This window comes from Pantoea sp. JV6, assembly GCF_025910055.1.
GTDB classification, from domain to species: Bacteria; Pseudomonadota; Gammaproteobacteria; order Enterobacterales; family Enterobacteriaceae; genus Pantoea; species Pantoea agglomerans.
Window position 1 is genome coordinate 66,748 of the sequence record NZ_JAPCIM010000020.1, and the last position, 26,833, is coordinate 93,580.

Sequence of the window (26,833 nt, forward strand, 5' to 3'; positions counted from 1 at the left end):
GAGGAATGAAGTGAAGGAACCGCGCAGCGGCGCGAGGACCGCCAGCCCCTGCCCGGCACCAGACGGCGTTATCACCTGTCACTTAACTGATCAGCATTACGCCTGGCGGGCGCGTTTTTTTATGGCTTTTCAGGGGCCATTGCGTACATAATCGCCAGCCATGGCACCCGACTTGCATCTGTTGATTCTACCGCAGCCTGCCGCAACGGTTTGCTCACTCTTCTGGTATCACATAACAGGCATTATGATTACGCGTCGACGCTTTATTCTCGGCACGGGAGCGCTCGGGCTCTCCATGACCACTGGCAAAATATTTGCCCGCGATGACATTATTCCCCTCTGGCCGGACGATCCGCCCGGCGGCGGCGGCCCATCGGGCCAGTTGCATATTAACAGCACCGGTTCCTGGTCAAATATCGTCAGCCCGGCGATTCAGCGCTTTAAACCTGAAAATCCCAATGGCGAAGCGGTATTAATTGCAGCGGGTGGCGGTTATCGCTGGATCGGCATGGGACGCGAAGCCTGGCCGGTCGCGCGCTGGCTCAATGCCAATGGCTATACCGCCTATGTGCTCAGCTACCGGCTGCCGCATGAGAAGTGGCAGGCGGGGCGGCTGGCACCGCTGCAGGATGCGCAGCGTGCCATCCGGCTGGTGCGATCCTTTGAGCGCAAGGTGCATGTGCTGGGCTTCTCGGCAGGTGGGCATCTGCTGGGGCTGGCGGCGGCGCGTCCGGACTTTGAATCCTATCCGGCCATCGATCCGCTGGATGAAGTGGTGCCCAAAGTCGACAGCGTGGGTCTGATCTATCCGGTCATCACCCTGGAAGCGCCTTATCAGCACACCAATACCCATCTGATGATGGTCGGCAAAAATGCCACGCCGCAGGATGAGGCGAACTGGTCAGTGCAGAACTACGTAACCCGGCAATATCCGCCGACGTTTCTGGCGCAGGCCGAGGACGATCACACCTCAAATCCGTTCAACACCGAGCTGATGCGCGACACCTGCCGCCGTAATCGTGTGCCGGTTGAGCTGATTCAGATCAGCAAAGGCGGGCATGGCTTTGGCCTTGGCAAGGCGGGCACGCCAGCGGCGCTATGGGATCAGGCTTATGTTCGCTGGCTGGATCGCGTGAGCTGAGTTGCACTGGCGCGGTGCACGACTGCACCGGGGGATCCGTTCTCCCCCTGCCTGGCGCAAGGTCACCAGATCGAAGGTGACCCTTTGTCCCGGACCCGGTTAATGCTGCGCCCTCTGCCATCTTAAATCTCCCAATCCAGAGCCAGACCCAACCCCTTAATATTGATATCAGCGGACTATGCTGACAGGTCAGGGCGCATTAATAACTCATTCTTATTTATCACGTTAACGAGGGGGAACGGAGCTAAGGGGCACTCACGCTTATTTCTGACTCTGTATACAATAAGATGACAATCTCCTGCCGTTAGTAGGGTACAAAATAGCTAAATAAGGACGCTTTAATAATTATCTTAATAAACAAACGGATCTGATTAATTCCCGGGCAAAGAACATTCCTATCTCATATCTTTTGCTTCTGTTTTTCCGCCATTACTTTGCTTTTTCCACCGATATATTGCCAGTTGATACAGATCAAAAATTGGCCAGAAATATCAGGTCTTATGGATTATAAAAAAACTAATGAAAGCGTTGAAGCGGGCGTGTTCGGATGACGCAATCGTCTTTCAATCCAAAGCGATTCTTCTTTTAAGCTTTATTTTGGCTGATTCTGCTACAGATGGCCGTGATAAAACCCGTAAGTTTTGAACTAAAATAAAAATCCCACTTTATTGTCTTCGTTAACGGTTAGATGATTTCATAACGGCTACGCATAAGATGAGGCAAATCAGACAGCAATCCATCCTGGTCAGTTTATCGGTGGTTTCTGATTTAACTAAGAAATATTTAAGTTTTCTTGCCGGCGATGATAAGCAACAACATCTTATTGCACTCTGTCGGATGAGTATTAAGGTCAGTCTGCTTCTCCGCCAGAACAGACTTATTTATTATTACTTTTTATTAACGATGTGGCGAGGTGGATAGCCAGGATTTTAACACACAACAAAGGGTTATATGCATGACGATCATCGAGGCATCGCTATTACAGACCAGGAACAATGGAAAGGCGTGGCCAGGGCTGATTAAAAAGTGATGTACAAATAATGAAGGGATGTTTTTTAAATACCTGAATAAAAGTTATTATCTTGTTTTCATCATTGTTCTGGAGAACATCATGCTACCGGGTAATGAAGTAAATTTTATTGGCTATCTTATTGAAGAGAACGTGGTTTATTTACACAAGACAAAGCGACTAATTTGTCTGAATGGGTATGGTGAAGATATCATCCTGAGAAAAACCATGTCGCACGTATTAGAGTATCTTTTTGAAAATGCCACTATTGATGTTGTCACGGATTCGGAACTTATGGAGAACGTCTGGGATAAACATGGACTGAGTTCTTCTACGCAGCGGGTCTGGCAGGTTATGTCTAATTTAAAGTCGAAGCTCTTTTTTCTGGGTTTAAGTGATGATGTGATCCTGAGAGTTTCGAAGAAAGGCTATCTCCTCAAAAGCGACAGCGTGGAGAGGTTATTTAGCAGTCGTATCACTTCAGGCATTCATTAAGCACAGCGATAAATTCACTAACGATAATCCTGTGGAAATGGACGCCGGGCCTGTGAATATAATCGGTAGTCATTAAATAATTTCATATATAAATGGATTTAATTACTGTCGGTTCGGTTTTTTCGCTGTTAATCAGCCTGGCTCTTGCTGGGTGTTGATAATATGAAGAGAAACGCAGGTTTTACATTTCGCGTCAGCGGGCGCATTAATTTTCGTTGAGCGCAGTTGCAGGAAAAAACTGGCCCTGATGACCAGTTTTTCCCAATAGTATTTTGTTCGGGGAATTAACGCATCGTCACGAACTCTTCGGAGGCGGTCGGATGGATCGCCACGGTGTTATCGAAGTCCTTTTTAGTGGCACCCATTTTCAGCGCCACAGCGAAGCCCTGCAGCATCTCATCCATGCCGAATCCGATACCGTGAATGCCGACAATCTTCTCATCTGCACCCACACAGACCAGCTTCATGCGACACGGCTGACGATGCTGGGTTACCGCAGTGTACATGGCGGTAAATGACGATTTATAAACCTTCACCTGGTCGTCGCCATACTGTTCCCGTGCCTGCGGCTCGGTCAGTCCCACGGTACCAATCGGCGGATGACTGAACACCACCGTCGGAATATTGCTGTAATCCAGATGCTCGTCCGGTTTGTTGTTAAACAGACGCTCAGAGAGACGACGGCCCGCCGCGACCGCAACCGGCGTCAGCTCAACCGCACCGGTGTTGTCGCCCACGGCGTAGATGCCTGACACATTGGTGTTCTGGAATTTATCGACTTTGATATAGCCTTTGTCGTCCAGCGCGACGCCAGCGGCGTCAATATTCAGGGTATCGTTGGCGGGCTCGCGGCCAATCGCCCAGACCAGGCAATCCACGGTATATTCGCTGCCGTTTTCCAGCTGCAGCGTCAGACTGCCATCGCCGTTTTTAATCACAGCTTTTGGAATAGATTCGGTGTGCAGCGCCGGGCCTTCGCTGTTCATCACTTCGACCAGCGTTTCGGTGAGCAGCGGATCGAAGCTGCGCAGCGGCGCGTGTTTACGGACGAACAGATGCGTTTCCGATCCCAGCGCGTTAACCACGCCAGCCAGCTCAACCGCAATGTAGCCTGCGCCGATGACCGCAGTGCGTTTTGGCAGCGCGTCCAGCTCAAAGAAACCATCGGAATCAATGCCGTACTCTGCACCCGGAATAGAAGGGTGGACCGGACGACCGCCGGTAGCGATCAGAATATGGTTAGCCGTAATAATCTCGCCGTTGACTTCAACGCTGTGCGCATCGACAAAGCGGGCAAAGCCTTTGATCACTTCGACTTTGTTTTTACCCAGCACGTTGTCATAGGAGTTGTGGATGCGATCGATGTAGGCGCTGCGGTTTTTCACCAGTGTGGCCCAGTCGAAGCGATTCACGGTGGTGTCGAAGCCATAATCCGGTCCGTAGAGATGGATCGCTTCGGCGATTTGCGCGGCATGCCACATGATTTTCTTCGGCACGCAGCCCACGTTCACGCAGGTGCCGCCCAGCTCTTTCGCTTCAATCAGGGCACATTTCTGGCCATACATAGCCGCACGGTTAATTGAGGCGATGCCGCCACTGCCGCCGCCAATGGCGAGATAGTCGAAATGTCGGGTCATTGAAGTATCCATCCGGTTGCATAAAAAATTGGGGTTGAGTGTAACGCTGCGGGTCGAAATGACGCAAAGTTTGCGCCTATGATTGTAATAGGGTTCTGTTTTTTCACTCGCTTACAGGGAAGCATACCATGCACCTTACTTTTCTCGGCACCGGCGGCGGTGCTCCCAGCCTGCAACGTAACGTCACGTCTATTGCTTTTACCCGCGCGCTGAGTGGTGAAACCTGGCTGTTCGACTGCGGGGAAGGCACACAATTACAGTTTATGCGCTCCAGCCTCAAACCGGGCAAGCTGGATAAGATTTTTATCACCCATCTGCATGGCGATCATATTTTCGGGCTGCCGGGATTACTCACCAGCCGGTCAATGGCCGGGCTGACCACACCGATGACGGTCTATGGCCCCAGGGGATTAAAAACCTTTGTTGAGACGGCGCTGTCGATCAGCGGCTCTTACACCGACTACCCGCTGACCATCGTTGAGATTGAGGCGGGCTGGACGCTGGACGACGGTGAGTTTCGTATCAGCGCCTGGCCGCTGAGCCATCCGGTGGAGTGTTTTGGCTATCGCATTGAACAGCATGACAAACCCGGTCTGCTGGATGCTGCGCGGCTGAAAGCGGAAGGGGTGCCACGCGGCCCGTGGTTTCAGCAGCTGAAGCAGGGTGAACGCGTGACGCTGGAAGATGGGCGGGTAATCAACGGTGCTGACTATCTTGGCCCCGCGACACCCGGCAAAACGCTGGCCATCTTTGGCGATACGGCACCTACTGAGGTCGCGCTGCAACTGGCGGCCAATGTTGACCTGATGGTGCATGAAACCACGCTGGAGGCCGCGATGGTAGAAAAAGCCAATGGGCGCGGGCACTCCACCACACTGCAGGCCGCCGAAGTGGCAAAACGCGCCGGGGCAAAACGGCTGATCGCCACCCATTTCAGTTCACGCTATCTGGCAAAAGACATGAACCGCCTGCTGGCGGAGTGCCAGACGATTTTTCCCTGCACCGAGCTGGCCTGGGATCTGGCGGTTTTTAACCTCTAATGATGCAGTGCGGGATAAGTGAAAAACAGCAGATGGGTCAGGTTAAGGCCAAAGTGCAGGGCGGTCGCCAGCCATAAGCGGCCGCTCCAGTGCCACGCCAGCCCATATAACAGCCCGGCCAGGGTGGCGAAGATCACCAGCAACAGGCCGCCGCTCAGATGCACCAGACCAAACAGCAGCGCGCTCAGTAACAGCGCAGGGATGCCGCCCACTACCTGCTTTAATCGCTGCTGCAGATAGCCACGAAACAGGGCCTCTTCCGCCAGCGAAACAAAGAACAGGTTGGCGAGCATAAATGGCCCCAGCCAGTCCGGTGTATGTCGCTCAAACGCTAATCCGCCCAATAATACCGCGCAGTACAGCAGCAGCGGAATGGCCGCGATCAGCGCCAGTGCAGCGGGTAGCCGATAGCGTGGTGGCGTGGCAGGCGCGCGAAACAGCGTCGGCAGGCAGGCCAGTAGTACAAAAGGAATAAGCGCTTTATCGAAGTTAAACCCGAAGCTGAAAGGCACGCTGCGCGGTCCGGCCTGCACATCCTCTGCCTTAAGGGGATTATTAAAGCCTGGAAAAAGATGGAGGAGCAACCCGATGGCGATCAGTACCAGCAGCGCTTCGGTCACTATTTGTCGTCGATGATGGTCACGGTCATAAATACGGAGTGCCACCACAGCGGCGGTGCCGGTAAACAGCAGCAGCACCGGCCATGCTAACACGTCCTGATAAAAACCCAGCAGTGTGGCGAGCGCCAGTAATAATAATGCCAGCCGTCGGGCCGGTTGCAGCGCGGCCAGCGCGCCAGCCAGTATGATCCACATGGTAAAGACCTGGTACAACGCCGCCGCACCGGTAGTGAGCGGCGTAGAAGACAAAGAGAGTTATTCGGGTACGATCTGGTTAACCGCGTAGTGGCCGGTACCCGTCGGAACCAGTTTCTGGTGCAGCCAAGGCAGCAGGGTATTCATCTGCTGGGCCAGTTTCCACGGCGGGTTAATCACGATCATGCCGGAGGCGGTCATGCCGCGCTGATCGCTGTCGGGACGGGCCGCCAGTTCGATCTGCAGAATATTGCGAATGCCGGTCGCTTCCAGGTCGCGCAGCATATGTTTGATCTGCTGGCGTAAAACCACCGGATACCACAACGCAAAGACGCCGGTGCCAAAACGTTTATGGCCTTCCTGAATCCCTTTCACCACCGCCTGGTAGTCGCTTTTCATCTCATACGGCGGATCGATCAGCACCAGACCGCGACGTGACGGCGGTGGCAGTTTCGATTTTAACTGCTGATAACCGTCGGCACGATCGACGCGGGCGCGGTCATCTTTGCTGAATTCGTTACGCAGCAGCGGATAGTCGCTGGAGTGCAACTCAGTGAGTTGCAGTTTGTCATCTTCACGCAGCAGATGGCGGGCAATCAGCGGCGAGCCGGGATAATAACGCAACGTCCCGTTACGGTTTAATGCACGAATCGCATCAAAATAGGGTTGCAGCAATTCCGGCGCATCGGGCTGCTGCCAGATACGTGAGATGCCTTCCAGATATTCACCGGTACGCTCGGCGTGCTCGCCGCTGAGCTGATAGCGACCTGCGCCCGCATGGGTATCCAGGTAGAAAAACGGTTTCTCTTTCTCTTTCAGCGCCGTGATGATCAGGCTCAGAACGGTGTGCTTCAGCACGTCGGCGTGGTTGCCAGCATGGAAGCTATGGCGATAACTCAGCATTGTTTATCCTGTTGAATGTATAAGGTTTTAATTGATGGAAAATCAATTTATACCAATTATTACCTCACGTATTACCCACAGAACGACGCACAGCAACCGACGCAGGAAAAGCATGAGAATCCGCGATTATATCAGGGATGACCTGTTGATGGGCCAGAAGCGTGATAACAAATCGGGATTACCGCAAGCCGCTCAGGGCGGGGCGTGTGGTTCCCGGCACGCAGTCACGGAAAGCGACCGCAAATCTTCCCCGACGCGCCAGCCAGCATCATGTGCATGAGATAAAAGCGTGCATCTTCCGTGCTGCTATTCGCGCGTTTCTTCCCCACCTCATCCTGGCTGCCATTGATTTTCGCTACACTAAGCCGCATGTTACTTAGATTGCGTTGCGCGACCCGCTGCGCCCCATACATCTATAAAGGACTGCGCTATGACCAATCCGCTACTGACATCTTTTACGCTACCCCCTTTTTCTGCCATTAAGCCTGAACATGTGGTGCCTGCCGTGACGGAAGTGCTGAGCCACTGTCGCGCAGAAGTCGAAAAAGTCGTGGCGCAGGGTGCGCCGTATACCTGGGATAATCTGGTTCAGCCGCTGGCGGAAACTGACGATCGCCTGAGCCGTATCTTCTCACCGGTCAGCCACCTTAATGCGGTGAAAAACAGCCCGGAGCTGCGTGAAGCCTATGAGCAGACGCTGCCGCTGCTCTCTGAATACAGCACCTGGGTTGGTCAGCATGAAGGGCTCTATCAGGCGTATCGCAACCTGAAAGAGGGCGAGCAATACGCTGCACTGGATCTGGCGCAGAAGAAAGCGGTCGATAATGCCCTGCGTGATTTCGAACTCTCCGGTATCGGCCTGCCAAAAGATAAACAGCAGCGCTACGGCGAAATCGCCGCGCGCCTCTCTGAGCTGGGCTCGGCTTACAGCAACAACGTGCTTGATGCCACCATGGGCTGGAGCAAGCTGATTACCGATGAAAGCGAGCTGGCCGGTATGCCGGAAAGCGCGCTGGCGGCGGCTAAAGCACAGGCTGAAGCCAAAGAGCAGGAAGGCTGGCTGCTGACGCTGGATATCCCAAGCTATCTGCCGGTCATGACCTACTGCGACAACGCCGCGCTGCGTGAAGAGATGTATCGCGCCTATGCGACGCGCGCCTCCGATCAGGGTCCGAACGCCGGTAAGTGGGATAACGGCCCAATCATGGCGGAAGAGCTGGCGCTGCGTCACGAGCTGGCACAGCTGCTGGGCTTCGACTCCTACGCCGATAAATCGCTGGCGACCAAAATGGCGCAAAGCCCGTCCCAGGTAATCGACTTCCTTAATGACCTGGCGGAACGCGCCCGTCCGCAGGGGGAAAAAGAGCTGGAGCAGCTGCGCGCCTTTGCCCGTAAAGAGCACGGCGTGACCGAGCTTAATCCGTGGGATCTCACCTATTACGGTGAAAAGCAGAAGCAGCATCTCTACACCATCAGCGATGAGCAACTGCGCCCTTACTTCCCGGAAGAGCGTGCGGTCGCCGGTCTGTTTGAAGTGGTGAAACGCATTTACGGCATCACGGCGAAGCAGCGTAACGACGTTGAGGTTTATCATCCTGACGTGAAGTTCTTCGATCTGTTCGATGAAACCGGCGAACTGCGCGGCAGCTTCTATCTCGATCTCTACGCCCGCGAACATAAACGTGGCGGTGCCTGGATGGATGACTGCGTCGGCCAGATGCGTAAAGCCGATGGCAGCCTGCAGAAGCCGGTTGCCTACCTGACCTGTAACTTTAACCGTCCGGTGAAAGGCAAACCTGCGCTGTTCACCCATGACGAAGTGATCACCCTGTTCCATGAGTTTGGTCACGGCCTGCATCACATGCTGACCCGTATCGAAGCGCCTGGCGTCTCCGGTATCAGCGGTGTGCCATGGGATGCAGTGGAACTGCCAAGCCAGTTCATGGAGAACTGGTGCTGGGAACCGGATGCGCTGGCCTTTATCTCGGGCCACTTTGAAACCGGCGAACCGCTGCCGAAAGAGCTGCTGGATAAAATGCTGGCGGCGAAGAACTATCAGGCTGCGCTGTTTATCCTGCGTCAGCTGGAGTTCGGCCTGTTCGATTTCCGCCTGCACACCGAGTTTAATCCGGAGAAAGGTGCACAGATTCTGGAAACCCTGCGCGAAGTGAAAAGCCGCGTGGCCGTGGTTCCGGGTCCGGAATGGGGCCGTTTTCCGCACGCTTTCAGCCACATCTTTGCGGGTGGCTATGCGGCGGGTTACTACAGCTATCTGTGGGCAGACGTGCTGGCGGCGGATGCTTACTCCCGCTTCGAGGAAGAGGGCATCTTCAACCGTGAAACCGGCCAGTCATTCCTGGATAACATCCTGACGCGTGGCGGTTCTGAAGAGCCGATGGAGCTGTTCAAACGCTTCCGTGGCCGTGAACCGAAGCTCGATGCGATGCTGGAACATTACGGCATTCAGGGATAAGTCGGTTCGTGAAAATCTGTTTGATCGATGAATCAGGCGCCGGAGACGGCGCCTTATCACGTTTAGCGCAGCGCTGGCAGCTGGAGCATGATGAAGACGCACTGCTGGCGCTGGTGCAGACTCCGACGCACCTTGAACTGCGCAAGCGTGATGAGCCAAAGCTGGGCGGTATTTTTGTTGATTTCGTCAGCGGCGCAATGGCACATCGCCGTCGCTTCGGCGGTGGACGCGGCGAAGCCGTCGCCAAAGCGGTCGGCATCAAAGGCGGTTATCTGCCGGATGTGGTCGATGCCACCGCCGGGCTGGGACGAGATGCGTTTGTACTGGCGGCGCTGGGCTGCCGGGTGCGAATGCTGGAGCGTCATCCGGTTGTCGCTGCGCTGCTGGAAGATGGATTGCAGCGCGGGTATCAGGATGCGGAAATTGGCCCCTGGCTGCGCGATCGGCTGACGCTGATTCATGCGGCCAGCGCGCAGGCGCTGGGGGATATCACGCCGCCGCCGGATGTGGTCTATCTCGATCCGATGTATCCCCATCGCCAGAAAAGTGCGCTGGTGAAAAAGGAGATGCGGGTGTTTCAGTCGCTGGTGGGGCCGGATGAAGATGCTGACGCATTACTGGAACCCGCTCGCCGGCTGGCGAAGAAACGCATCGTGGTTAAACGGCCAGACTATGCACCGCCGCTGGCGGGTATTGTGACGCAGGCGGCCGTGGTAACCAAAAGCCATCGCTTTGATATTTACCCACCGCTTTAAAGCATAAAAAAGCCGGCTCTGCGCCGGCTTTAATCATTTATACGGCGAAATTACGCCTCGTCTTCATCGCGCAGCGGCACAATCAGCATGTCGATATGCACGGTGTTGATCAGCTGACGGGCTGAGGACATCAGCTTGCTCCAGAAATCCTGATGATGACCACATACTACAAGGTCAACGTCATATTTTCTGATCGCGTCAACCAGTACCTGGCCGAGGTCGCCACTGCCGCTCAGCGTCTCACTGATCGGGTAGCCCGCCGCATCTGACAACCCTTTCAGCGCCGCATGCGTCTCTTCAGAGATACGCTTCTGCATATCCCCTAAGTTGACATCAATCAGGCCGGTGTAGAGGTCGGAGTAATTGACATCAACGTGAATCAGGGAAATTCTGGCATCGTACGGACGAGCCAGCGAGACGGCCTTATCCACCAGCAACTGGCTTTCGGGAGAAAGGTCTACTGCAATCAGGATATGTTTATAAGCCATGATAAAACTCCTTTCACGAGGTTAAGGATGGCATCCGGTGTTCCTGCCGCGTCACAGCTTAGCGAAATCCCTTGCGCGAGCGGGCGATGAGCGCCACCAAAGTGTCTACCTGCATTGCAGGTGATGATGTTGTTATGTCCTCAGTATAGCCTTCTCCCACTGTAAATGCTGCCGTTGCCGCCTGGCTTATGAATAAGATCAAGGCTATGCCAGATTTACTCGCGCTGAACGAAAATCATCGTTGGAAAAAATGTAAAGATTTCTCCTACACTGAAAAAAGGCGGTCCGATTCGCAACCGCTCAGGGGGTCGAAAAACTTTCGCAGTCCGGTGATTCAGTGGCTGGTTATTTCTGCAGGTGGACTCAGTGTCTGACGCTGGGCCTGTTGCTGCGATTCCAGCCGGGAGGGGGAGAATATGATCAGCACTATTGCGCTTTTTTGGGCGCTTTGCGTGGTGTGTATCGTGAATATGGCGCGCTATTTTTCATCCCTGCGCGCTCTGCTGGCGGTCTTACGCGGTTGTGATCCGCTGCTGTATCAGTATGTCGATGGGGCGGGTTTTTTCACCTCTCATGGCCAGCCGAGCAAGCAGGTGCGGCTGGTCACTTATATCTGGGCAAAGCGCTATCTTGATCATCACGACGATGAGTTTATCCGGCGCTGCGAGCGGGTGCGTGGGCAGTTTATGCTGACCAGTGCGCTGTGCGGACTGGTGGTCATCAGTCTGGTGGCGCTGGCGATCTGGCATTAAAAAAGGGCGACTTGCGTCGCCCTTTTTTTAGCTGGCATCACACCAGTTTTAAGGCAATCCAGTAGAGCGAACCTGACAGCAGAATACAGACCGGCAGGGTGAAGATCCACGCCATGGCGATGTTCTTGATGGTCCGGCTCTGCAGCCCGCCACCGTCGACCAGCATGGTACCGGCAACCGATGAGGAGAGGATATGCGTGGTGGAGACGGGCATGCCGGTATAGCTGGCGACGCCAATCGACAGCGCTGCTGTCACCTGTGCTGACATTCCCTGCGCATAGGTCATGCCTTTTTTACCAATCTTCTCACCAATGGTGGTGGCAACACGACGCCAGCCAATCATGGTGCCGATGCCCAGCGCCAGCGCGACGGCCACAATAATCCAGATAGGCGCATACTCGATGGTGCCAAGCAGGTCGCTTTTCAGCTTATTGAGGAAGCGTTTGTCATCTGGCGAGGTTTCCTGCAGACGAGCCGCTTTATCGGCGGTATCGGAGATACACAGCAGCAGACGACGCATCTGACCGCGCTGATCAACCGTCAGCTGATCGTAGCTCTGCAGGTTATTCAGCAACACCTGCGCACCCTGTACCGCCTGTAATGCGCGCGCGCTGTCACAGTGGAACTCCTGCGGGCTGGTTGCTGGCACTTCTTCCGGCGTTGGCAGCTTAGGCGGTGCCATCTGGATGATATGGGTCAGCGAGGCGTTATGCTGCTGATAATACTGCTCCAGGTGATTGACCGCATCGCGGGTTCGCGTGATGTCGTAACCGGAGGCATTCATATTCACCACGAAACCGGCAGGTGCCACGCCAATCAGAACCAGCATGATCAGGCCGATCCCTTTCTGACCGTCATTCGCACCGTGGGAGTAACTCACGCCAATTGCCGAAACAATCAGGGCGATACGGGTCCAGAACGGCGGCTTTTTCTTGCCGTCGATCTTCTCACGGTCAGCAGGCGTCATATGAATACGCGCACGCTTTTTGGTATTGCTCCAGTAGCGACGCAGTATAAAGATTAAGCCGCCCGCCATCACCAGGCCGACAATCGGCGACAGGATCAGAGAAAGGAAGATGTTCAGCACTTTCGGGATGTTGAGCGCATCAACCACCGAGGTTCCGCTCATCAGGGCGTTGGTCAGACCGATACCGATAATGGCGCCGATCAGCGTATGGGAGCTGGATGCCGGCAGACCGAGATACCAGGTGCCGAGGTTCCAGATAATCGCCGCCAGCAGCATAGAAAACACCATGGCGAGACCGTGAGCCGATCCAACATTTAACAACAGATCGGTGGGAAGCATATGAACAATAGCGTAAGCGACACTCAATCCACCGAGCAGCACGCCAAGGAAGTTAAATACACCCGCCATGACCACAGCAAGCTGGGCACGCATGGCACGCGTATAGATGACCGTCGCAACTGCGTTGGCCGTGTCGTGGAAACCGTTGATCGCTTCGTAAAACAATACAAACAGCAGGGCAAGAACCAATAACAGGCTAGTACTGAGGTCTAGACCAGCAAACAGATGTAGCATAAACGTTACGCCATTTTTGGAGGACATGAACGCGGCGCATTATCCGCGACAACGTGCTGTATGGGAAAGGAAAATATAGCGCTAATTTAACCTTTCGATGTAAGGCGTAAGGGTAACTCAGAGAAAAAGGGTTAGATATTAGACAGATACAATATGACACATTTGCGGCATTTTTTTGACGCTGGCGTCTCAGTGAGCAGATCACTACAATCTGCGCCTTTCCAGTTAAGTGAGCGAGTCGTAGTGGAACAGTTTGACGTTATCATCATTGGTGCCGGTGCCGCAGGGCTGTTCTGCGCCGCCCAGGCCGGGCAGCGGGGACGCCGCGTGTTACTGCTGGATAACGGCAAAAAGCCGGGACGTAAAATTCTGATGTCTGGCGGTGGCCGCTGCAACTTCACCAATCTCTACACCGAACCGGCGGCGTATCTGTCGCACAATCCTCATTTCTGTAAATCGGCGCTGGCGCGTTATACCCAGTGGGATTTTATCGATCTGGTTAATCGCCACGGCATCGCCTGGCATGAGAAAACCCTGGGCCAGCTCTTCTGCGACGACTCCGCCCAGCAGATTGTCGATCTGCTGCTGGCCGAATGTGACAAGGGCAATGTCACCCTGCGGCTGCGCAGTGAAGTGCTCAGCGTGGCGCGCGATGAAAGCGGCTATACCCTGCAACTTAACGGCAGCACGGTTCAGGCGGAGAAGCTGGTCATCGCCAGCGGCGGTCTGTCGATGCCAGGCCTGGGCGCCACGCCGTTTGGCTATAAAATAGCGGAGCAGTTCGGGCTGAGCGTCTTTCCGACGCGGGCGGCGCTGGTGCCCTTTACCCTGCACAAGCCGCTGCTGGAGCAGTTGCAGACGCTGTCAGGCGTCGCGCTGGAGACCACTATCGATGCCCAGGATGGCACCCGCTTCAAAGAGGCGATGCTGTTTACCCACCGCGGCCTCTCCGGCCCGGCGGTGTTACAAATCTCCAGCTACTGGCTACCCGGAGAATTCGTCACCATCGATCTGTCGCCTGCCACGCCGCTTGAGGCGTTTCTGACGGCGCAGCGTGAAGCACACCCGAATCTCAGCCTGAAGAACAGCCTGGCGAAAATCCTGCCGAAGCGTCTGGTGGAAGTATTACAGGCGCTGAAGGTGGTGCCGGATATCACCCTGAAGCAGCTCAACAGCAAACAGCAAACCGAGCTGGCGCAGACGCTGCACGCCTGGCGCATTCAGCCAAACGGTACCGAGGGATATCGAACTGCTGAAGTGACACTGGGCGGCGTGGATACCACACAGCTCTCCTCGAAAACGATGGAGGCGCGTGCGGTGCCGGGACTTTACTTTATTGGTGAAGTGGCTGATGTCACCGGCTGGCTGGGCGGCTATAACTTCCAGTGGGCGTGGAGTTCCGCCTGGGCCTGCGCCCAGGCGTTGTAAGGCGCTTACCAGCGCTGATGCACGTGAGGCGCGATCTTCTCCTGATAGATCTGCTTCAGCGCCGCCATCGTATCTGCAGAGAGCGCATCGACATCGCTGGCGCGGGCATTGGCTTCAGCCTGTTCGCGGTTTTTCGCGCCAGGGATCACTACGCTGACATCTTCGTTCATCAGGATCCAGCGCAGGGCAAACATCGCCATGGTGGTGTCGCCAGTGACAAAGCGGCGAATCTCTTCAACCGCCTCCAGCGCCACCTCATAAGGCACGCCGGAAAAGGTCTCGCCCTTATCGAACGCTTCGCCATTACGGTTAAAGGCGCGGTGATCGTCAGCGGCAAATACGCTGTCGGCACGCATTTTGCCGGTCAGCAGGCCCGACGCCAGCGGCACACGGGCGATGATCGCCACATCACGGCGTTTCGCTTCACGCAGCAGCAGTTCAGCCGGACGCTGGCGGAAAATGTTATAGATCAGCTGAATTGACGAGACGTTTGGAAACTCCAGCGCCTTCAGACCTTCTTCAACTTTCTCAACGGAGACACCGTAGTGACGGATTTTTCCGGCAGCGACCATCTCATCCATCACCGCAAAGACGTCCGGGTTGTAGTAGACCTCGGTCGGCGGGCAATGCAGCTGCACTAAATCCAGCGTGTCGGTTTGCAGGTTCTCGCGTGAACGGTCAATAAAGGCGTTGAGGTTTTCAGCATTGTAACCTTCAGCCACATGTGGCGAGAGGCGACGCCCCAGCTTGGTTGCCACAAACGGACGTTCACCGCCGCGCTGATTCAGCACCTCTGCGATGATTTTTTCGGAACGGCCATCGCCATAGACATCGGCGGTATCAATAAAAGTAATGCCCGCATCCAGCGCAGCATTCAGCGCGGCTTTGGCATCCTCCATGCTCACTTCCCCCCAGGTTCCGCCAATGGCCCATGCGCCAAAGCCAATTTCGGAGACGCGCTGACCAGTACGGCCCAGTGTTCGTAGTTTCATGCAAACATTCCTCGATGCGTTTCAGACAGGGTGACAGAAAGCGGCTAACCAATGAGCTTAGCGCTTCCTGGCAGAGAGGCGACCAGACGTCGTTGCAGACCTGCACGGTAAAAATGCGATACTGCTACGCCATGCTGCTGGTTACGTTGAAGATTTCAGCGGAAAACGGCACGGGCAATGCCACTACCGCTTCGCTAATTAATTGATTTTAAGAAATTTCACCCGAAATTAAACAGGCGAGAGTGTGGATTCGGTCACATACTTCAATTTTCAGGCCAATAAGTGGATCGCCATGTTTAAATTTGTTAAGTCGGTCTTTGCCAGTCCCGAGAAGTTTTTGCAGATCATGACCCGTCAGGATATCAACGATTCTATCGCTGAAGGTGAGCGCATCATTATTGATGAAAACGGTAATATCTCGGTTAACACGCTGAGCGAGGAAGTCCATGAAGATTTTTCCCGCCACGTGAATACGTTAAAGGGAGTGTGAGGTGGGTACCGCAATATTTATGGTGTTGATGGTCAGTGGTTACTGGTACACCAGCCGTGATTTGAACAGCCGCTTTAAAATCCGTCGTTCGTCGGGCTGGGATGTCTATTTCCTGGTCGCGCTTTACGGTTGTATTTTCGTCCTGCAGGGTGTGTTCGCGACCGGCATCGTCTGGTTACTGCTGCTCTGTATCTCCGGCATCGCCAACGCCGTCCAGATGATCCCCGGCGTTCATCTGAAGTGGCAGGTGGAGTTTATGAACTGGAGCTTCCTGGGTATCCAGGCTCCGGTGGTGATCATGCTCGCCTTTGCCATTCTGCTCTGCCTTTATCGCTCAAACTGGGCAGGCAGCGCACGACTGAACGTTTCCGGTCGTAAAGACCTCTATCAGCGACTGTCACGCTCCAATGGCGTGGAGCAATTATTGTTTCAATGCATGGAAGAGGGCGAACTGGCGTGGATTACGCTGAAGTCGCGCCGCATCTACATCGGCATGGTTCATGCCTCGACCTTTGAATATGAAAGCACCAAAAACATCGTGCTGATCCCGATGCTGAGCGGATATCGCGACAGCAAGACGCTGAAGCTGGCGGTGGAACATAACTACAGCAAGTGGTACGCCGAGCATGGCATCACGCTCGACTCGAAACCCAAAGATGCGATGTCGTTCCGTAAAGTGATCATGGTTGACCAGATTGAGAGTCTGTCGCTGTTCGATCCGGCCAGCGCCACGGCGCTTTCGATGGGACATCCGCAGGAAGTGGAGAAGAGCCAGGGTAATGAAGATGGCGACAGCCCGGACGATGAAAGCCGGGATACCGCGGGTTAATTGAGCCCGATCTGTTTCCCTTAATGACAGAGCTTCATCAGGGGACACAGATTCCACCTCACACCATATTTTCCGCCGTAAACAGCCGAAAGGCCACTTTGCCCGCCTGATAGACATCTGGTTGATAGCCGGTTTCGAGATGACTCAGCATCAGATCAATCGCTAAACGGGCATGCTGCTGAGCATGCTGATCCAGGGTAAAGGCCACTTCATCGTTCAGCAGTAGCTGGCGGGTGACATCATAAAGCTCATGGGTTATGTAGGTGCATTTACCCAGCAGCTGGTGGGCGCGCAGGGTGTCGCTGACATCACTATTCCCCATCCCGGTGTTATAGACCCCTGCAATCGCCTGCGACGGACGCAGATGGCGAGCCAGTTCACTGCGAATGGTTTCCCGCTGATCCTGACCCGACAGCACTTCACGCAGATGACGCTGCGGCGCGCGCTGCTCCATGGCCTCACGGAATCCCGCGATGCGCTGACGATGGGCGCGGTAATCAAAACGGCCACTGACCATCAGAATGTCGCCGGGCTGATTCACTGTCTTACTCATCAGCAGTCCGGCTGTGCGTCCCGCCTGATACTGGTCGATACCAACATGACACAAGCGGTCGGCATCGGGCAGATCGGTGACGATGGTGATCACCGGCACATTGCGGCTGCGGCACAGCGCCAGTGCCCGATAGATGGGCGGCGAGTCATGCGCAAAAACAATAATGCCGTCGCGGGTGCTGCTGCGGGCGATAATGCTTTGCGCCAGCTGCTCAGGCTGCGCTTCGGCCACCAGGGTTTTGTGCAGTTTCAGGCGGCGATAGCCAAGCTGACTGGCGACCTCGCTGAAATGGGTGGTGAGCTGTTGAAAAAAGGATGAGCCGTTATTGCTGAGGAACACCTCAATCTGCCACGGATGCTGGTACTCCTCTGGCAGCAGACGCTTCAGCCCCACTTCGCGTGCGGCTTTCAGGACTTTACGGCTGGTCTCCAGGGAGACGCCGCCGCGCTCATTCAGCACCCTATCGACCGTCGCAATCCCGACGCCTGCCATTTTTGCCACCACCTCTAAGGTGAGCTTTTTCATTCAGACTCCATGCGAAAATGGCAAATTGACTGCTGCCTGTCAGACTGTTTATCTCTTCTAACCGGTTAAAAGTAAAAGATAAAGCGATTTAATGATGGAAAGCCATCAACAGCGCTACGCCGTGGGGTTTTACCTGCAGTGCGGTCGTCTGGCTAAAAAGCACAACTGGCCGCTGCCTGGGCAGATTTACCGTTAAGCTTGTGACGAGACAATCAACGAGGAATGAATATGGCTCAGCAAAAAGAGGTTCTGATTATTGGTGCTTCACGTGGTATCGGTCTCGCGGTGGCGCAGGCCTTTGCCGATGAGGGCTGGCAGGTCACGGCCACGCATCGCAGTGGCATCCCGGAGCAGGGTAACCGGCCAGACATTCACTGGCATTCGCTGGATATGACCCACTCATCAGCGGTTCAACAGTTTGCCAGCCAGCTCAGTGGCAAGTCGTTCGATGCGATTCTGATTAACGCCGGGATTTCCGGGCCTGCGCACCAGAAGGTGTCGCAGAGTGACGATCAGGCGCTGGCGCAGCTGTTCCTGACCAATGCGATAGCCCCGGTTCGCAGCGCAGAGATCCTGTTGCCGCTGCTGAAACAGGAAGGCGTGCTGGCGCTGACCTCATCTCAGCTCGGCAGCCTGAATGAAAATCCGGAGGCGCAGATGCCGATTTACTCGGCAAGCAAAGCCGCACTGAATATGCTGAGCCGCACGCTGACTCCGGCAGTGGAAGCGCAGAGCGGGACGCTGCTGACGCTGCATCCCGGCTGGGTGAAAACGGATATGGGCGGCGAGAGTGCGCCCCTGACGGCAGAAGAGAGTGCCGCCGGTATCGTCCAGCAGCTGATCCAGTGGCGCGGTCGTGGTGGTCATCACTACGTCGATTACGCCGGCCAGCAACTGCAGTGGTAGGCTGAAGCGGGGCGGTTACGCCCCGATGTCACGCAGCGCTTTACCCTTCATCAGATTGCGTTCAATGTGCTCCAGCGTCACATGTTTGGTCTCCGGCACCAGCATCAGCGTCAGCACGATAAACACCAGGTTGAGTGCGCCGTAGAACCAGAAGGTGTTGGCATTACCCAGTTGATCCAGCATGGTCAGGAAGGTGGCGCCAACAATCATATTGCCGACCCAGTTAGTGGTGGTGGAGGCGGTAATGCCGAAATCACGCCCTTTCAGTGGCTGAATCTCTGAACAGAGCAGCCAGATCACCGGTCCGGCCGCCATCGCAAAGCCGACGATAAATATCAGCAGCATCGCGACAGCAAAGTATTTGCGGAAATCTGTTTCAACGCCGATGTGCAACAGCGTTCCCAGCACGCCCATGCCAACCGCCATCACCAGAAAACTGGTGGTGAGCATCGGCTTGCGACCCCAGCGATCGACAAAGAAGATCGCAATCAGCGTGGCCAGCATATTAACCAGCCCGACAATCACCGTGCCCCACATCTGCTCGCTGGTGCTGGAGAAGCCGGCGATGTTGAAGATTTTAGGTGCGTAATACATCACCACATTCATGCCGGTAAACTGCTGCATAACCTGTAGCAGCATACCCAGCCACACCGCGCGGCGGAAATTGCCATTAGAACGGAACAGCGACCAGCCGCGCTGCTTCACCTGCAGGCTTTCCCGGATCTCTTCCAGTTCCTCCCGGGCCTGTTCGCTGCTGTTACGCAGCCGATCCAGCACCCGCTGCGCCTCGTTAAAGCGTCCGTGCGCCGCCAGCCAGCGCGGACTGTTGGGCAGAAACAGCACGCCGATAAACAGGATCACCGCCGGAATGGCGATCACGCCGAGCATCCCGCGCCAGTTACCGCTGTAGCTGAACGCGGTGTCGGAGAGATAGGCCACGACAATGCCGGTGGTCAGCATCAGCTGGTACATCGAAATCATTGAGCCACGAATACGTTCAGGCGCAATCTCCGCCAGATAGAGTGGCGCAGTGTAAGAGGCGATTCCCACCGCCAGACCCAGCATCACGCGGGCACAGACCAGCGACTCCACATCCGGTGAGAAGGCTGACCACAGCGAGCCAATGACAAACAGCGTCGCGCCCGCCAGCATACTTTTCTTGCGTCCCAGCTTTGATGACATCCAGCCCGCCGCCAGTGCGCCCAGCGCCGCGCCAAACATCATCGAACTCACTACCCACTCCTGTTGATGGTTAGTGATTTGCAAATCCTTCGCCAGAAACGGCAAGGCACCTGCAATGACGCCGATATCCAGACCAAACAGCAGGCCGGACAGCGCAGCCATAAAACAGACGAACCAGGTAAAGCGGTTCTGTTGATTTCCCGATTTTTTTGCCGCGACCATGCGAGTCTCCTTGCGGGGGTTCAGTGTCAATATTGTTAATGTTATGTAAACATAGTCGATGCCAGTGTGGGGGCGATCACACTTCCGGCTATCACCGGTGCCACACAGCATTGCCGCGATAAGAAAGCATCAGAGATCAGCGGGTTGGTTCAGGAGAGGGAAACCGCGGCCGGGGCACGATTGCGCAAAACAGGGCGCGTCAGGTCAGGTTTTGCAACTGCCCGCCTGCGGCATTACACTGCCGCTTTACTGCTATTGATTGAAGGTGCTTATGTCTGAACCTTTCCAGCGTCAGCCGCTGCCTCTGCCGGGCGGCCATAAAAAAGTCCTGCTGCACTCCTGTTGCGCACCCTGCTCGGGTGAGGTGATGGAAGCGATGCTGGCATCCGGCATTGAATACACGATCTATTTCTACAACCCGAATATTCATCCGCTCAAAGAGTATGAGCTGCGTAAAGAGGAGAATATTCGCTTTGCCGAAAAATTTGGTGTGCCGTTTATTGATGCGGACTATGACCGGGATAACTGGTTTGAGCGGGCGCGCGGCCTGGAGTGGTCACCGGAACGGGGTGAACGCTGCACCATGTGCTTTGATATGCGCTTTGAACGTACGGCACTCTATGCCCATGAGAACGGTTTCCCGGTGATGACCAGTTGCCTGGGTATTTCGCGCTGGAAAGATATGAAGCAGATTAACAGCTGCGGAGTCCGCGCAGCGGCGGCGTATCCGGATCTGATGTACTGGGATTTTAACTGGCGTAAAGGCGGCGGGTCATCGCGCATGATTGAAATCAGCAAGCGCGAGAGTTTCTATCAGCAGGAATATTGTGGCTGTGTCTATTCACTGCGCGACACCAATCGTCATCGCGTCACCCAGGGACGTGAGCGTATTCAGATTGGTGTGCAATATTATCAGCCGGATGAATCCTGATTAACCTATTTCGCGGAAAGCGTCTGATGGCGCATATCCGCGCGCTGAGCGCGTAACAGGCCGGACTGTTACGCCACAGCTCTGCTTTAAGCTTTCCGCCCGACCGTAACTGCACAACGCACAGGGATCATCAACGTCGTCCAGCTGCTGCTTTGCCTCGTCCTTCATCAGACGTTTACGGCAGACGCTCGGCGTGCAACCCATAATCTGCTTAAAAGATCGGGTAAAAGATTGCTGGCTTTCAAAATGGTATTTCAGCGCCAGGCTGATGATGGGCGTGCGGCTGTTTTTTAAATCATGAACACTGGCGTTAAGCTTTTTCTTACGAATATATCGCGCCAGGGTTTCATTATGATAACGGGCAAAAAGTTTCTGTAAATACCACTTAGAGTAACCCGCCTTTTCTGCAATATCATCAACGCTTAAACGCTGGTCCAGATTATTATTAATCCACTCAGTGATAGAGACGATCACGCTTTCGTTATATTTATTTTCGTTCATAGAACCCCCTGTTTGATTTAAGAAGATTCTAAAATATTTATCTTAATGTGCTTATTCTTTGCGTAAAGATTTTTCAGGATTTTAATCGTTATCTCTGAAGATATTCATTTGAGGGGGTGTTATTAATAAAAAAGATGAATTGTGATTAATCTGTTGGTAATTGTAGGTGAATGAATAAGTGATTCCGCGGGACAATAATCAAAACGAGCCGTGAGTCCGCAGCCAGACTCACGGTTTACCTCCGGAATCTCTGTAATCACGGCTATAGCACGGCACATCAATAGATTTTTGGCTGCGACATGCCAGGCTTACGGCTCACCTTTAACCTGGAGAACCCCCCGGATGAGCCCGATATACGCGCTGAAAAAACCGCTTGCCGCCTTGCTCACCTCGCTGGCGTTATTTGCTCATGCACCTGCCAGTGCCGCTGGTGTGTATGGCGAACAGCTGGAAGGATTTCAATACCCCTATCCGCTGCAGCATTTTGATTTTAAATCCCAGCAGCAATCGCTGAGTATGGGCTATATGGATGTGAAACCGGCGCAACGGGCCAACGGCGAAACCGTGGTGCTGATGCACGGTAAAAACTTCTGTGGCGCGACCTGGGAAGAGACCATTCGGGCACTCAGTCAGCAGGGATATCGCGTTATCGCGCCCGACCAGATTGGCTTCTGCAGCTCCACTAAGCCAGCCAGTTACCAGTACAGTTTTCAGCAGCTGGCAGATAACACCCATCAGTTGCTCACCCGGCTGGGTGTGAAGAAGGCGGTGATTATGGGTCACTCCACTGGCGGGATGCTGGCAACACGTTATGCGCTGATGTACCCGGAACAGACACAGAAGCTGGTGCTGGTTAACCCGATCGGGCTGGAGGACTGGAAAGCCAAAGGCGCACCGTGGCGATCCGTAGATCAGTGGTATCAGCGCGAACTCAAACTCAGCGCAGAGGGCATTAAGAAGTATGAGCAGCAGACCTACTATGTCGGTCGCTGGAAACCCGAATATGACAAGTGGGTTGATATGCTGGCCGGACTCAACAGTGGGCCGGGCCACCAGAAGGTGGCGTGGAACTCCGCCTTAATCTACGACATGATCTTCACGCAGCCCGTATTTTATGAATTCGGCGATCTGAAAGTGCCCACCACGCTGATGATCGGCACCTCAGACACGACTGCCATCGGCAGTGATATCGCCCCGGCAGAGGTGAAAGCCCGGCTGGGTGATTACGCGGTACTGGGGAAAGAGGTCGCAAAACGCATTCCGGGGGCGCGCTTAATCGAATTCCCCGGTATGGGACACGCGCCGCAAATGGAAGAGCCGGCAAAATTTAACCAGACGCTGCTCGACGATCTGGCGCGTCCCTGAACCGTCAGGCGCTGCGGCGCCTGACCTTAGATCGCCACGCGTTTCTGCTTTTTACTGAGGTACATCTGCTCATCGCTGTCGTGCAGCAACTGCTCCAGCGATTGCGGATGCGCCGCGTCAAACTCCACGACGCCGGACGAGAATTGCAGGCGGTAACGGCGGTTCAGACTGACTGATTGCTGTTGCAGATAACGGTCAAACTGCAGGAGCAGCGCTTCGCTCTGCTGCTGCTGCAGACCATTAAACAGCACCACAAACTCATCGCCACCCAGACGGGCAAACAGATCCGAATGCTTAAACACCACTTTCATCGCATCGGCAAAGTCCATCAGCGCCCGGTCGCCTTCGCGGTGGCCCAGCGTGTCATTAATCTGCTTAAATTTGTCGAGATCGAGAAAGGTCAGGCAGGCAGGCCGGTTTTTCAGCCGGCACTCGTTCAGCACCATCTGTCCCAGCGTCATAAAGCCGCGACGATTGGTGATCTGCGTCAGTTCATCACAGGTGGCAGTCTGAAAGGCGACCAGTTCCGCTTCGGCCATGGCGGCCAGGTCGCGCATCGTGGCCTGATCCTCTTCATTAAACTGACGCGGTTCACGACCAATGATACAGAGGGTACCCATTTTAGCGCCGCCCGGTGCCCGCAGCGGACAGCCGGCATAAAAGCGGATGTGCGGTTCGCCGGTAACCAGCGGATTATCATAAAAACGTTCATCTTCTGCGGCATCTTCAACGATCATAATCTCATCCTGCAGGATGGCATGGCCGCAAAACGAGATGTCGCGGGGCGATCCTGCGGGTTCATAGCCCTGAGCGGATTTAAACCACTGATGGTCAGCTTCCAGCAGGCTGACTAACGCGATAGGAACGTCATACAGGCGGCGCGCCAGACGGGTTAAACGATCAAATCGTTCTTCCGCTGGTGTGTTCATTATGTTCAGCGCACGCAACTGCGATAAACGTTGTGCCTCGTCGGCAGCGATTTCAGGTGCTTTCATCACAGAGCCCTTTATTTTTTTAGCTCAAGCCAGGTTCTGGTGTTTGCCTTACGGCGAAGAAGAAGAGCGTGACATAGCCATCACGCTCTTTATAAGGAGGGGATCAGAGCACTTTTTGTTCGGCGAGATCAAGGGCGAAATAGCTGAAAATCAGGTCTGCACCGGCGCGTTTAATCGCACCCAGGCTTTCCAGCACCACATTGCGTTCATCAATGGCACCGGCCTGAGCGGCAAATTTGATCATCGCGTATTCACCACTCACCTGATAAGCCGCCAGCGGCAATTCTGTACGTTCACGGATATCGCGCAGAATATCCAGATAAGCACCTGCCGGTTTCACCATCAGTGAATCCGCGCCCTGCGCCGCGTCGAGCAGCGATTCACGGATCGCTTCACGGCGGTTCATCGGGTTCATCTGGTAGGTTTTACGGTCGCCTTTCAGCGCCGTTCCGGCCGCTTCACGGAACGGGCCGTAAAACGAGGAGGCGAATTTGGTGGAGTAGGACATGATGGCGGTCTGAGTGAAGCCCGCCGCGTCCAGTGCCCGGCGAATCGCCTCAACCTGACCATCCATCGCCGCTGACGGGGCGATGAAATCCGCACCGGCTGCGGCGGCAACGACGGCCTGCTTACCCAGGTTTTCCAGGGTTGCATCGTTATCGACGCCGTGATCACACAACACGCCACAGTGGCCGTGGCTGGTGTATTCACAGAAGCAGGTGTCAGACATCACGATCATTTCTGGCACGGTATCTTTGCAGATGCGGGACATACGTGCCACCAGACCGTTCTCGTTCCAGGCATCGCTGCCGGTGGCATCGGTATGGTGCGAAATACCGAAGGTCATCACCGAGCGGATACCCGCTTTGGCGATGCGCTCAATTTCATAGGCGAGACGTTTTTCCGGAATACGCATCACGCCAGGCATCGCCTGAATCGCTTTGTAATCGTCGACTTCTTCTTCAACAAAGATGGGCAGAGCCAGATCGTTCAGGCTCAGTGAGGACTCCTGGAACATTTCACGCATTGAGGCGCTGGCGCGCAATCTTCTTGGGCGCTGGATAAGGGAATAATCAGACATTTTCATTCTTACGCAGGTGAAAAAAGTGACAACAGTTTACTCCCTTTGCCCGCGAGGGATGAAGGTTTGTGTGCGGTAAGAGAGGGGGAAAAGAACTCTCCCGCCGGGCGGCGGGAGAGCAGAACGATTACTCGTTGATATCCGGATGCTGTTGCACCAGGTTTTTACGTTTCGCTTCCAGACGGGAGATCTCTTCGTCGATATCTTCGATTTTGTGCTCGATGTTATCGTGATGTTCCTGCAGGATTTCGCGCGCTTCTTCCATATCAGAAGCCGCCGGTGTCGCGCCTTTCAGGGGCTTGTTGGCAGTTTCTTTCATGTACAGACCGGTAATCAGACCAATCACTGCCACCACCATCAGATAGTAGGCTGGCATGTAGAGGTTATTGGTCGTTTCTACCAGCCAGGCAGCCAGCGTTGGCGTCAGACCGGCAACCAGTACCGAGATGTTAAACGCACTCGCCAGCGCACTGTAGCGGATGTGCGTCGGGAACATCGCAGGCAGTGAAGAGGCCATCACGCCAGTAAAGGCGTTGAGGATCACTGCCAGCAGCAGCAGACCACCAAAAATCAGTCCCAGTACGCCACTGTTGATCATCATAAAGGCAGGAATCGCGAAGATCATCAGGGCGATACTGCCGATGATGACAAACGGACGACGGCCGAAACGGTCACTCATCATGCCGATCATTGGCTGGACAAACAGCATACCGATCATGATGGCGATGATAATCATCACACCGTGGTCTTCGCTGTAGTGCAGGTTATGTGACAGGTAGCTCGGCATGTACGTCAGCAACATGTAGTAGGTGACGTTAGTGGCGATAACCAGACCGACACAGGAGAGCAGGCTGCGCCAGTGTTTGGTCGCAATCTCTTTAAACGATACCTGTGGACCATCCTGCAGGCCTTCGCGGTCGCCCTGTTCCAGTTTGTCCACGTGCTGCTGGAATGCCGGGGTCTCTTCCAGCGCATGACGCAGGTAAAGACCGATAATTCCCAGCGGCAGCGCGACGAAGAACGGCAGACGCCAGCCCCACTCAAGGAAACTCTCTTCTCCGATAATGGAGGAAATCAGCACCACCAGGCCCGCACCGAGCACGAAGCCCGCAATCGAACCAAAGTCGAGCCAGCTTCCCATAAAGCCGCGTTTACGGTCAGGCGAATATTCGGCCACAAAGATTGAGGCACCGGTATATTCACCGCCCACCGAGAAGCCCTGAGCCATCTTCGCTAACAGCAGCAGAATAGGTGCCCAGATGCCGATGGAGGCGTAGGACGGTATCAGGCCGATACAGAAAGTACTGACCGACATGATGATGATGGTGATGGAGAGGATTTTCTGACGACCATATTTGTCGCCCAGCATACCGAAGAACAGTCCACCCAGCGGGCGAATCAGGAAAGGAACAGAGAAAGTGGCGAGCGCCGCTATCATCTGAACGCCCGGTGAAACGTCCGGGAAAAAGACCTTACCCAGCGCATAGGCCACAAAGCCGTAAACACCGAAGTCGAACCACTCCATCGCGTTGCCCAGAGAGGCCGCGGTGATGGCTTTACGTAAACGGGTATCATCGATGATAGTCACATCATCGATCCCAATTGGTTTTACACGCTTCCTACGCAATTTCATAGAATTACCCTGTATTGGAACACGAAAGTCCTCAACGGCGCGAGCCGGGTGTGAGTCGTTCAGACCGCTGCGTTGAGAAATTTAAGCATAGCCGTAAATAAGCACTGTTTATGCGCCGGCAGACACAATAATTACTGTTGTGATTATTGCGA

At 54.7% G+C, this 26,833-nt stretch carries 24 protein-coding genes; 12 read left to right on the top strand and 12 right to left on the bottom strand.

Translation table 11 applies throughout. From position 1 onward, the window contains the following. Nucleotides 1–244 precede the first annotated feature (244 nt). The gene (locus tag OK412_RS18800; protein WP_022623984.1) at nt 245–1,141 is read left to right on the top strand and encodes an alpha/beta hydrolase; all 897 of its coding nucleotides are present in this window, start codon (nt 245–247) and stop codon (nt 1,139–1,141) included. 1,111 nt (nt 1,142–2,252) lie between these two features. Further along, complete coding sequence (locus OK412_RS18805; protein WP_232526500.1) at nt 2,253–2,645, top strand: winged helix-turn-helix domain-containing protein; 393 nt, start codon at nt 2,253–2,255, stop codon at nt 2,643–2,645. Between the two features lie 284 nt (nt 2,646–2,929). On the opposite strand, the gene gorA is transcribed toward OK412_RS18805, so the two are convergent. Further along, on the bottom strand, nt 2,930–4,282 hold the full coding sequence (gorA, locus tag OK412_RS18810; protein WP_045139536.1) for a glutathione-disulfide reductase: 1,353 nt from the start codon (nt 4,280–4,282) through the stop codon (nt 2,930–2,932). Nucleotides 4,283–4,410: 128 nt separating this feature from the next. Here gorA and rnz point away from each other — a divergent pair, with 128 nt between their 5' ends. Then, the gene (rnz, locus tag OK412_RS18815) at nt 4,411–5,322 is read left to right on the top strand and encodes a ribonuclease Z (RefSeq protein WP_264353440.1); all 912 of its coding nucleotides are present in this window, start codon (nt 4,411–4,413) and stop codon (nt 5,320–5,322) included. Here the strand turns inward: rnz and OK412_RS18820 are convergent. Next, the gene (locus tag OK412_RS18820; RefSeq protein ID WP_163640569.1) at nt 5,319–6,137 is read right to left on the bottom strand and encodes a CPBP family intramembrane glutamic endopeptidase; all 819 of its coding nucleotides are present in this window, start codon (nt 6,135–6,137) and stop codon (nt 5,319–5,321) included. The two genes, rnz and OK412_RS18820, sit on opposite strands and share 4 nt — an antisense overlap. 60 nt (nt 6,138–6,197) lie before the next feature. Further along, the gene (locus tag OK412_RS18825) at nt 6,198–7,040 is read right to left on the bottom strand and encodes a 23S rRNA (adenine(2030)-N(6))-methyltransferase RlmJ (RefSeq protein WP_167423579.1); all 843 of its coding nucleotides are present in this window, start codon (nt 7,038–7,040) and stop codon (nt 6,198–6,200) included. Between the two features lie 430 nt (nt 7,041–7,470). Here OK412_RS18825 and prlC point away from each other — a divergent pair, with 430 nt between their 5' ends. Together prlC and rsmJ are read left to right on the top strand one after the other, a co-directional pair. Next, entirely contained in the window at nt 7,471–9,513 is a 2,043-nt protein-coding gene (gene prlC, locus OK412_RS18830; protein ID WP_045139537.1) for an oligopeptidase A, read from the top strand. 8 nt (nt 9,514–9,521) lie between these two features. After that, the gene (rsmJ, locus tag OK412_RS18835; RefSeq protein WP_187507248.1) at nt 9,522–10,268 is read left to right on the top strand and encodes a 16S rRNA (guanine(1516)-N(2))-methyltransferase RsmJ; all 747 of its coding nucleotides are present in this window, start codon (nt 9,522–9,524) and stop codon (nt 10,266–10,268) included. 50 nt (nt 10,269–10,318) lie between these two features. Here rsmJ and uspA read toward each other — a convergent pair whose 3' ends face one another. Then, entirely contained in the window at nt 10,319–10,756 is a 438-nt protein-coding gene (gene uspA, locus OK412_RS18840; protein ID WP_010253396.1) for a universal stress protein UspA, read from the bottom strand. A 416-nt stretch (nt 10,757–11,172) separates the two neighbouring features. Here uspA and uspB point away from each other — a divergent pair, with 416 nt between their 5' ends. After that, entirely contained in the window at nt 11,173–11,508 is a 336-nt protein-coding gene (gene uspB, locus OK412_RS18845; protein ID WP_010253393.1) for a universal stress protein UspB, read from the top strand. A gap of 37 nt (nt 11,509–11,545) precedes the next feature. Here uspB and pitA read toward each other — a convergent pair whose 3' ends face one another. Beyond that, entirely contained in the window at nt 11,546–13,048 is a 1,503-nt protein-coding gene (gene pitA, locus OK412_RS18850) for an inorganic phosphate transporter PitA (RefSeq protein WP_010253391.1), read from the bottom strand. Nucleotides 13,049–13,291: 243 nt separating this feature from the next. Here pitA and OK412_RS18855 point away from each other — a divergent pair, with 243 nt between their 5' ends. Next, a complete protein-coding gene (locus OK412_RS18855; RefSeq protein ID WP_010671506.1) occupies nt 13,292–14,476 on the top strand; it encodes an NAD(P)/FAD-dependent oxidoreductase in 1,185 nt (394 codons plus the stop codon). Between the two features lie 5 nt (nt 14,477–14,481). On the opposite strand, the gene OK412_RS18860 is transcribed toward OK412_RS18855, so the two are convergent. Beyond that, complete coding sequence (locus tag OK412_RS18860; protein WP_157353941.1) at nt 14,482–15,468, bottom strand: aldo/keto reductase; 987 nt, start codon at nt 15,466–15,468, stop codon at nt 14,482–14,484. A 292-nt stretch (nt 15,469–15,760) separates the two neighbouring features. Between OK412_RS18860 and OK412_RS18865 the strand changes: the two genes are divergently transcribed. Together OK412_RS18865 and OK412_RS18870 are read left to right on the top strand one after the other, a co-directional pair. Continuing rightward, nucleotides 15,761–15,958: a hypothetical protein gene (locus tag OK412_RS18865; RefSeq protein WP_033773307.1), complete on the top strand. Its 198-nt coding sequence runs from the start codon at nt 15,761–15,763 to the stop codon at nt 15,956–15,958. 1 nt (nt 15,959) lies between these two features. Then, complete coding sequence (locus tag OK412_RS18870) at nt 15,960–16,787, top strand: hypothetical protein (protein WP_031593467.1); 828 nt, start codon at nt 15,960–15,962, stop codon at nt 16,785–16,787. 58 nt (nt 16,788–16,845) lie between these two features. Here OK412_RS18870 and OK412_RS18875 read toward each other — a convergent pair whose 3' ends face one another. Beyond that, nucleotides 16,846–17,865 carry a LacI family DNA-binding transcriptional regulator gene (locus OK412_RS18875; protein ID WP_010253385.1) on the bottom strand — a complete coding sequence of 340 codons (1,020 nt, stop codon included), beginning with the start codon at nt 17,863–17,865 and terminating at the stop codon, nt 16,846–16,848. A gap of 228 nt (nt 17,866–18,093) precedes the next feature. Here OK412_RS18875 and OK412_RS18880 point away from each other — a divergent pair, with 228 nt between their 5' ends. Further along, on the top strand, nt 18,094–18,771 hold the full coding sequence (locus OK412_RS18880; protein WP_033780951.1) for an SDR family oxidoreductase: 678 nt from the start codon (nt 18,094–18,096) through the stop codon (nt 18,769–18,771). A gap of 15 nt (nt 18,772–18,786) precedes the next feature. Here OK412_RS18880 and OK412_RS18885 read toward each other — a convergent pair whose 3' ends face one another. Beyond that, on the bottom strand, nt 18,787–20,175 hold the full coding sequence (locus OK412_RS18885; RefSeq protein ID WP_163658099.1) for a sugar porter family MFS transporter: 1,389 nt from the start codon (nt 20,173–20,175) through the stop codon (nt 18,787–18,789). A gap of 271 nt (nt 20,176–20,446) precedes the next feature. On the opposite strand from OK412_RS18885, the gene OK412_RS18890 reads away from it, so the two are divergent. Then, nucleotides 20,447–21,106, top strand: coding sequence for an epoxyqueuosine reductase QueH (locus OK412_RS18890; RefSeq protein ID WP_022623997.1), 660 nt, complete (start codon nt 20,447–20,449; stop codon nt 21,104–21,106). On the opposite strand, the gene OK412_RS18895 is transcribed toward OK412_RS18890, so the two are convergent. Then, nucleotides 21,107–21,607, bottom strand: a complete 501-nt coding sequence (locus OK412_RS18895) for a helix-turn-helix domain-containing protein (protein ID WP_033768009.1) — start codon at nt 21,605–21,607, stop codon at nt 21,107–21,109. A gap of 342 nt (nt 21,608–21,949) precedes the next feature. On the opposite strand from OK412_RS18895, the gene OK412_RS18900 reads away from it, so the two are divergent. Then, the gene (locus tag OK412_RS18900; RefSeq protein ID WP_264353441.1) at nt 21,950–22,972 is read left to right on the top strand and encodes an alpha/beta fold hydrolase; all 1,023 of its coding nucleotides are present in this window, start codon (nt 21,950–21,952) and stop codon (nt 22,970–22,972) included. Between the two features lie 26 nt (nt 22,973–22,998). Here the strand turns inward: OK412_RS18900 and OK412_RS18905 are convergent, their stop codons facing one another. The 3 genes from OK412_RS18905 to proP form a co-directional block, all read right to left on the bottom strand. Then, the gene (locus OK412_RS18905) at nt 22,999–23,967 is read right to left on the bottom strand and encodes a sensor domain-containing diguanylate cyclase (protein WP_010253370.1); all 969 of its coding nucleotides are present in this window, start codon (nt 23,965–23,967) and stop codon (nt 22,999–23,001) included. A 103-nt stretch (nt 23,968–24,070) separates the two neighbouring features. Beyond that, nucleotides 24,071–25,048: a porphobilinogen synthase gene (gene hemB, locus OK412_RS18910; RefSeq protein WP_010671515.1), complete on the bottom strand. Its 978-nt coding sequence runs from the start codon at nt 25,046–25,048 to the stop codon at nt 24,071–24,073. A 127-nt stretch (nt 25,049–25,175) separates the two neighbouring features. After that, nucleotides 25,176–26,681, bottom strand: coding sequence for a glycine betaine/L-proline transporter ProP (gene proP, locus OK412_RS18915; protein WP_010253365.1), 1,506 nt, complete (start codon nt 26,679–26,681; stop codon nt 25,176–25,178). Nucleotides 26,682–26,833: the final 152 nt, after the last annotated feature.

What these genes read in the sequence shown, in the direction of transcription:
- OK412_RS18800 (WP_022623984.1), top strand. Translation starts at nt 245, where the DNA reads ATGATTACGCGTCGACGCTTTATTCTCGGCACGGGAGCGCTCGGGCTC.
- OK412_RS18805 (WP_232526500.1), top strand. Translation starts at nt 2,253, where the DNA reads ATGCTACCGGGTAATGAAGTAAATTTTATTGGCTATCTTATTGAAGAG.
- gorA (WP_045139536.1), bottom strand. Translation starts at nt 4,282, where the DNA reads ATGACCCGACATTTCGACTATCTCGCCATTGGCGGCGGCAGTGGCGGC.
- rnz (WP_264353440.1), top strand. Translation starts at nt 4,411, where the DNA reads ATGCACCTTACTTTTCTCGGCACCGGCGGCGGTGCTCCCAGCCTGCAA.
- OK412_RS18820 (WP_163640569.1), bottom strand. Translation starts at nt 6,137, where the DNA reads ATGTGGATCATACTGGCTGGCGCGCTGGCCGCGCTGCAACCGGCCCGA.
- OK412_RS18825 (WP_167423579.1), bottom strand. Translation starts at nt 7,040, where the DNA reads ATGCTGAGTTATCGCCATAGCTTCCATGCTGGCAACCACGCCGACGTG.
- prlC (WP_045139537.1), top strand. Translation starts at nt 7,471, where the DNA reads ATGACCAATCCGCTACTGACATCTTTTACGCTACCCCCTTTTTCTGCC.
- uspA (WP_010253396.1), bottom strand. Translation starts at nt 10,756, where the DNA reads ATGGCTTATAAACATATCCTGATTGCAGTAGACCTTTCTCCCGAAAGC.
- uspB (WP_010253393.1), top strand. Translation starts at nt 11,173, where the DNA reads ATGATCAGCACTATTGCGCTTTTTTGGGCGCTTTGCGTGGTGTGTATC.
- pitA (WP_010253391.1), bottom strand. Translation starts at nt 13,048, where the DNA reads ATGCTACATCTGTTTGCTGGTCTAGACCTCAGTACTAGCCTGTTATTG.
- OK412_RS18860 (WP_157353941.1), bottom strand. Translation starts at nt 15,468, where the DNA reads ATGAAACTACGAACACTGGGCCGTACTGGTCAGCGCGTCTCCGAAATT.
- OK412_RS18865 (WP_033773307.1), top strand. Translation starts at nt 15,761, where the DNA reads ATGTTTAAATTTGTTAAGTCGGTCTTTGCCAGTCCCGAGAAGTTTTTG.
- OK412_RS18875 (WP_010253385.1), bottom strand. Translation starts at nt 17,865, where the DNA reads ATGAAAAAGCTCACCTTAGAGGTGGTGGCAAAAATGGCAGGCGTCGGG.
- OK412_RS18880 (WP_033780951.1), top strand. Translation starts at nt 18,094, where the DNA reads ATGGCTCAGCAAAAAGAGGTTCTGATTATTGGTGCTTCACGTGGTATC.
- OK412_RS18885 (WP_163658099.1), bottom strand. Translation starts at nt 20,175, where the DNA reads ATGGTCGCGGCAAAAAAATCGGGAAATCAACAGAACCGCTTTACCTGG.
- OK412_RS18890 (WP_022623997.1), top strand. Translation starts at nt 20,447, where the DNA reads ATGTCTGAACCTTTCCAGCGTCAGCCGCTGCCTCTGCCGGGCGGCCAT.
- OK412_RS18895 (WP_033768009.1), bottom strand. Translation starts at nt 21,607, where the DNA reads ATGAACGAAAATAAATATAACGAAAGCGTGATCGTCTCTATCACTGAG.
- OK412_RS18900 (WP_264353441.1), top strand. Translation starts at nt 21,950, where the DNA reads ATGAGCCCGATATACGCGCTGAAAAAACCGCTTGCCGCCTTGCTCACC.
- OK412_RS18905 (WP_010253370.1), bottom strand. Translation starts at nt 23,967, where the DNA reads ATGAAAGCACCTGAAATCGCTGCCGACGAGGCACAACGTTTATCGCAG.
- hemB (WP_010671515.1), bottom strand. Translation starts at nt 25,048, where the DNA reads ATGTCTGATTATTCCCTTATCCAGCGCCCAAGAAGATTGCGCGCCAGC.
- proP (WP_010253365.1), bottom strand. Translation starts at nt 26,681, where the DNA reads ATGAAATTGCGTAGGAAGCGTGTAAAACCAATTGGGATCGATGATGTG.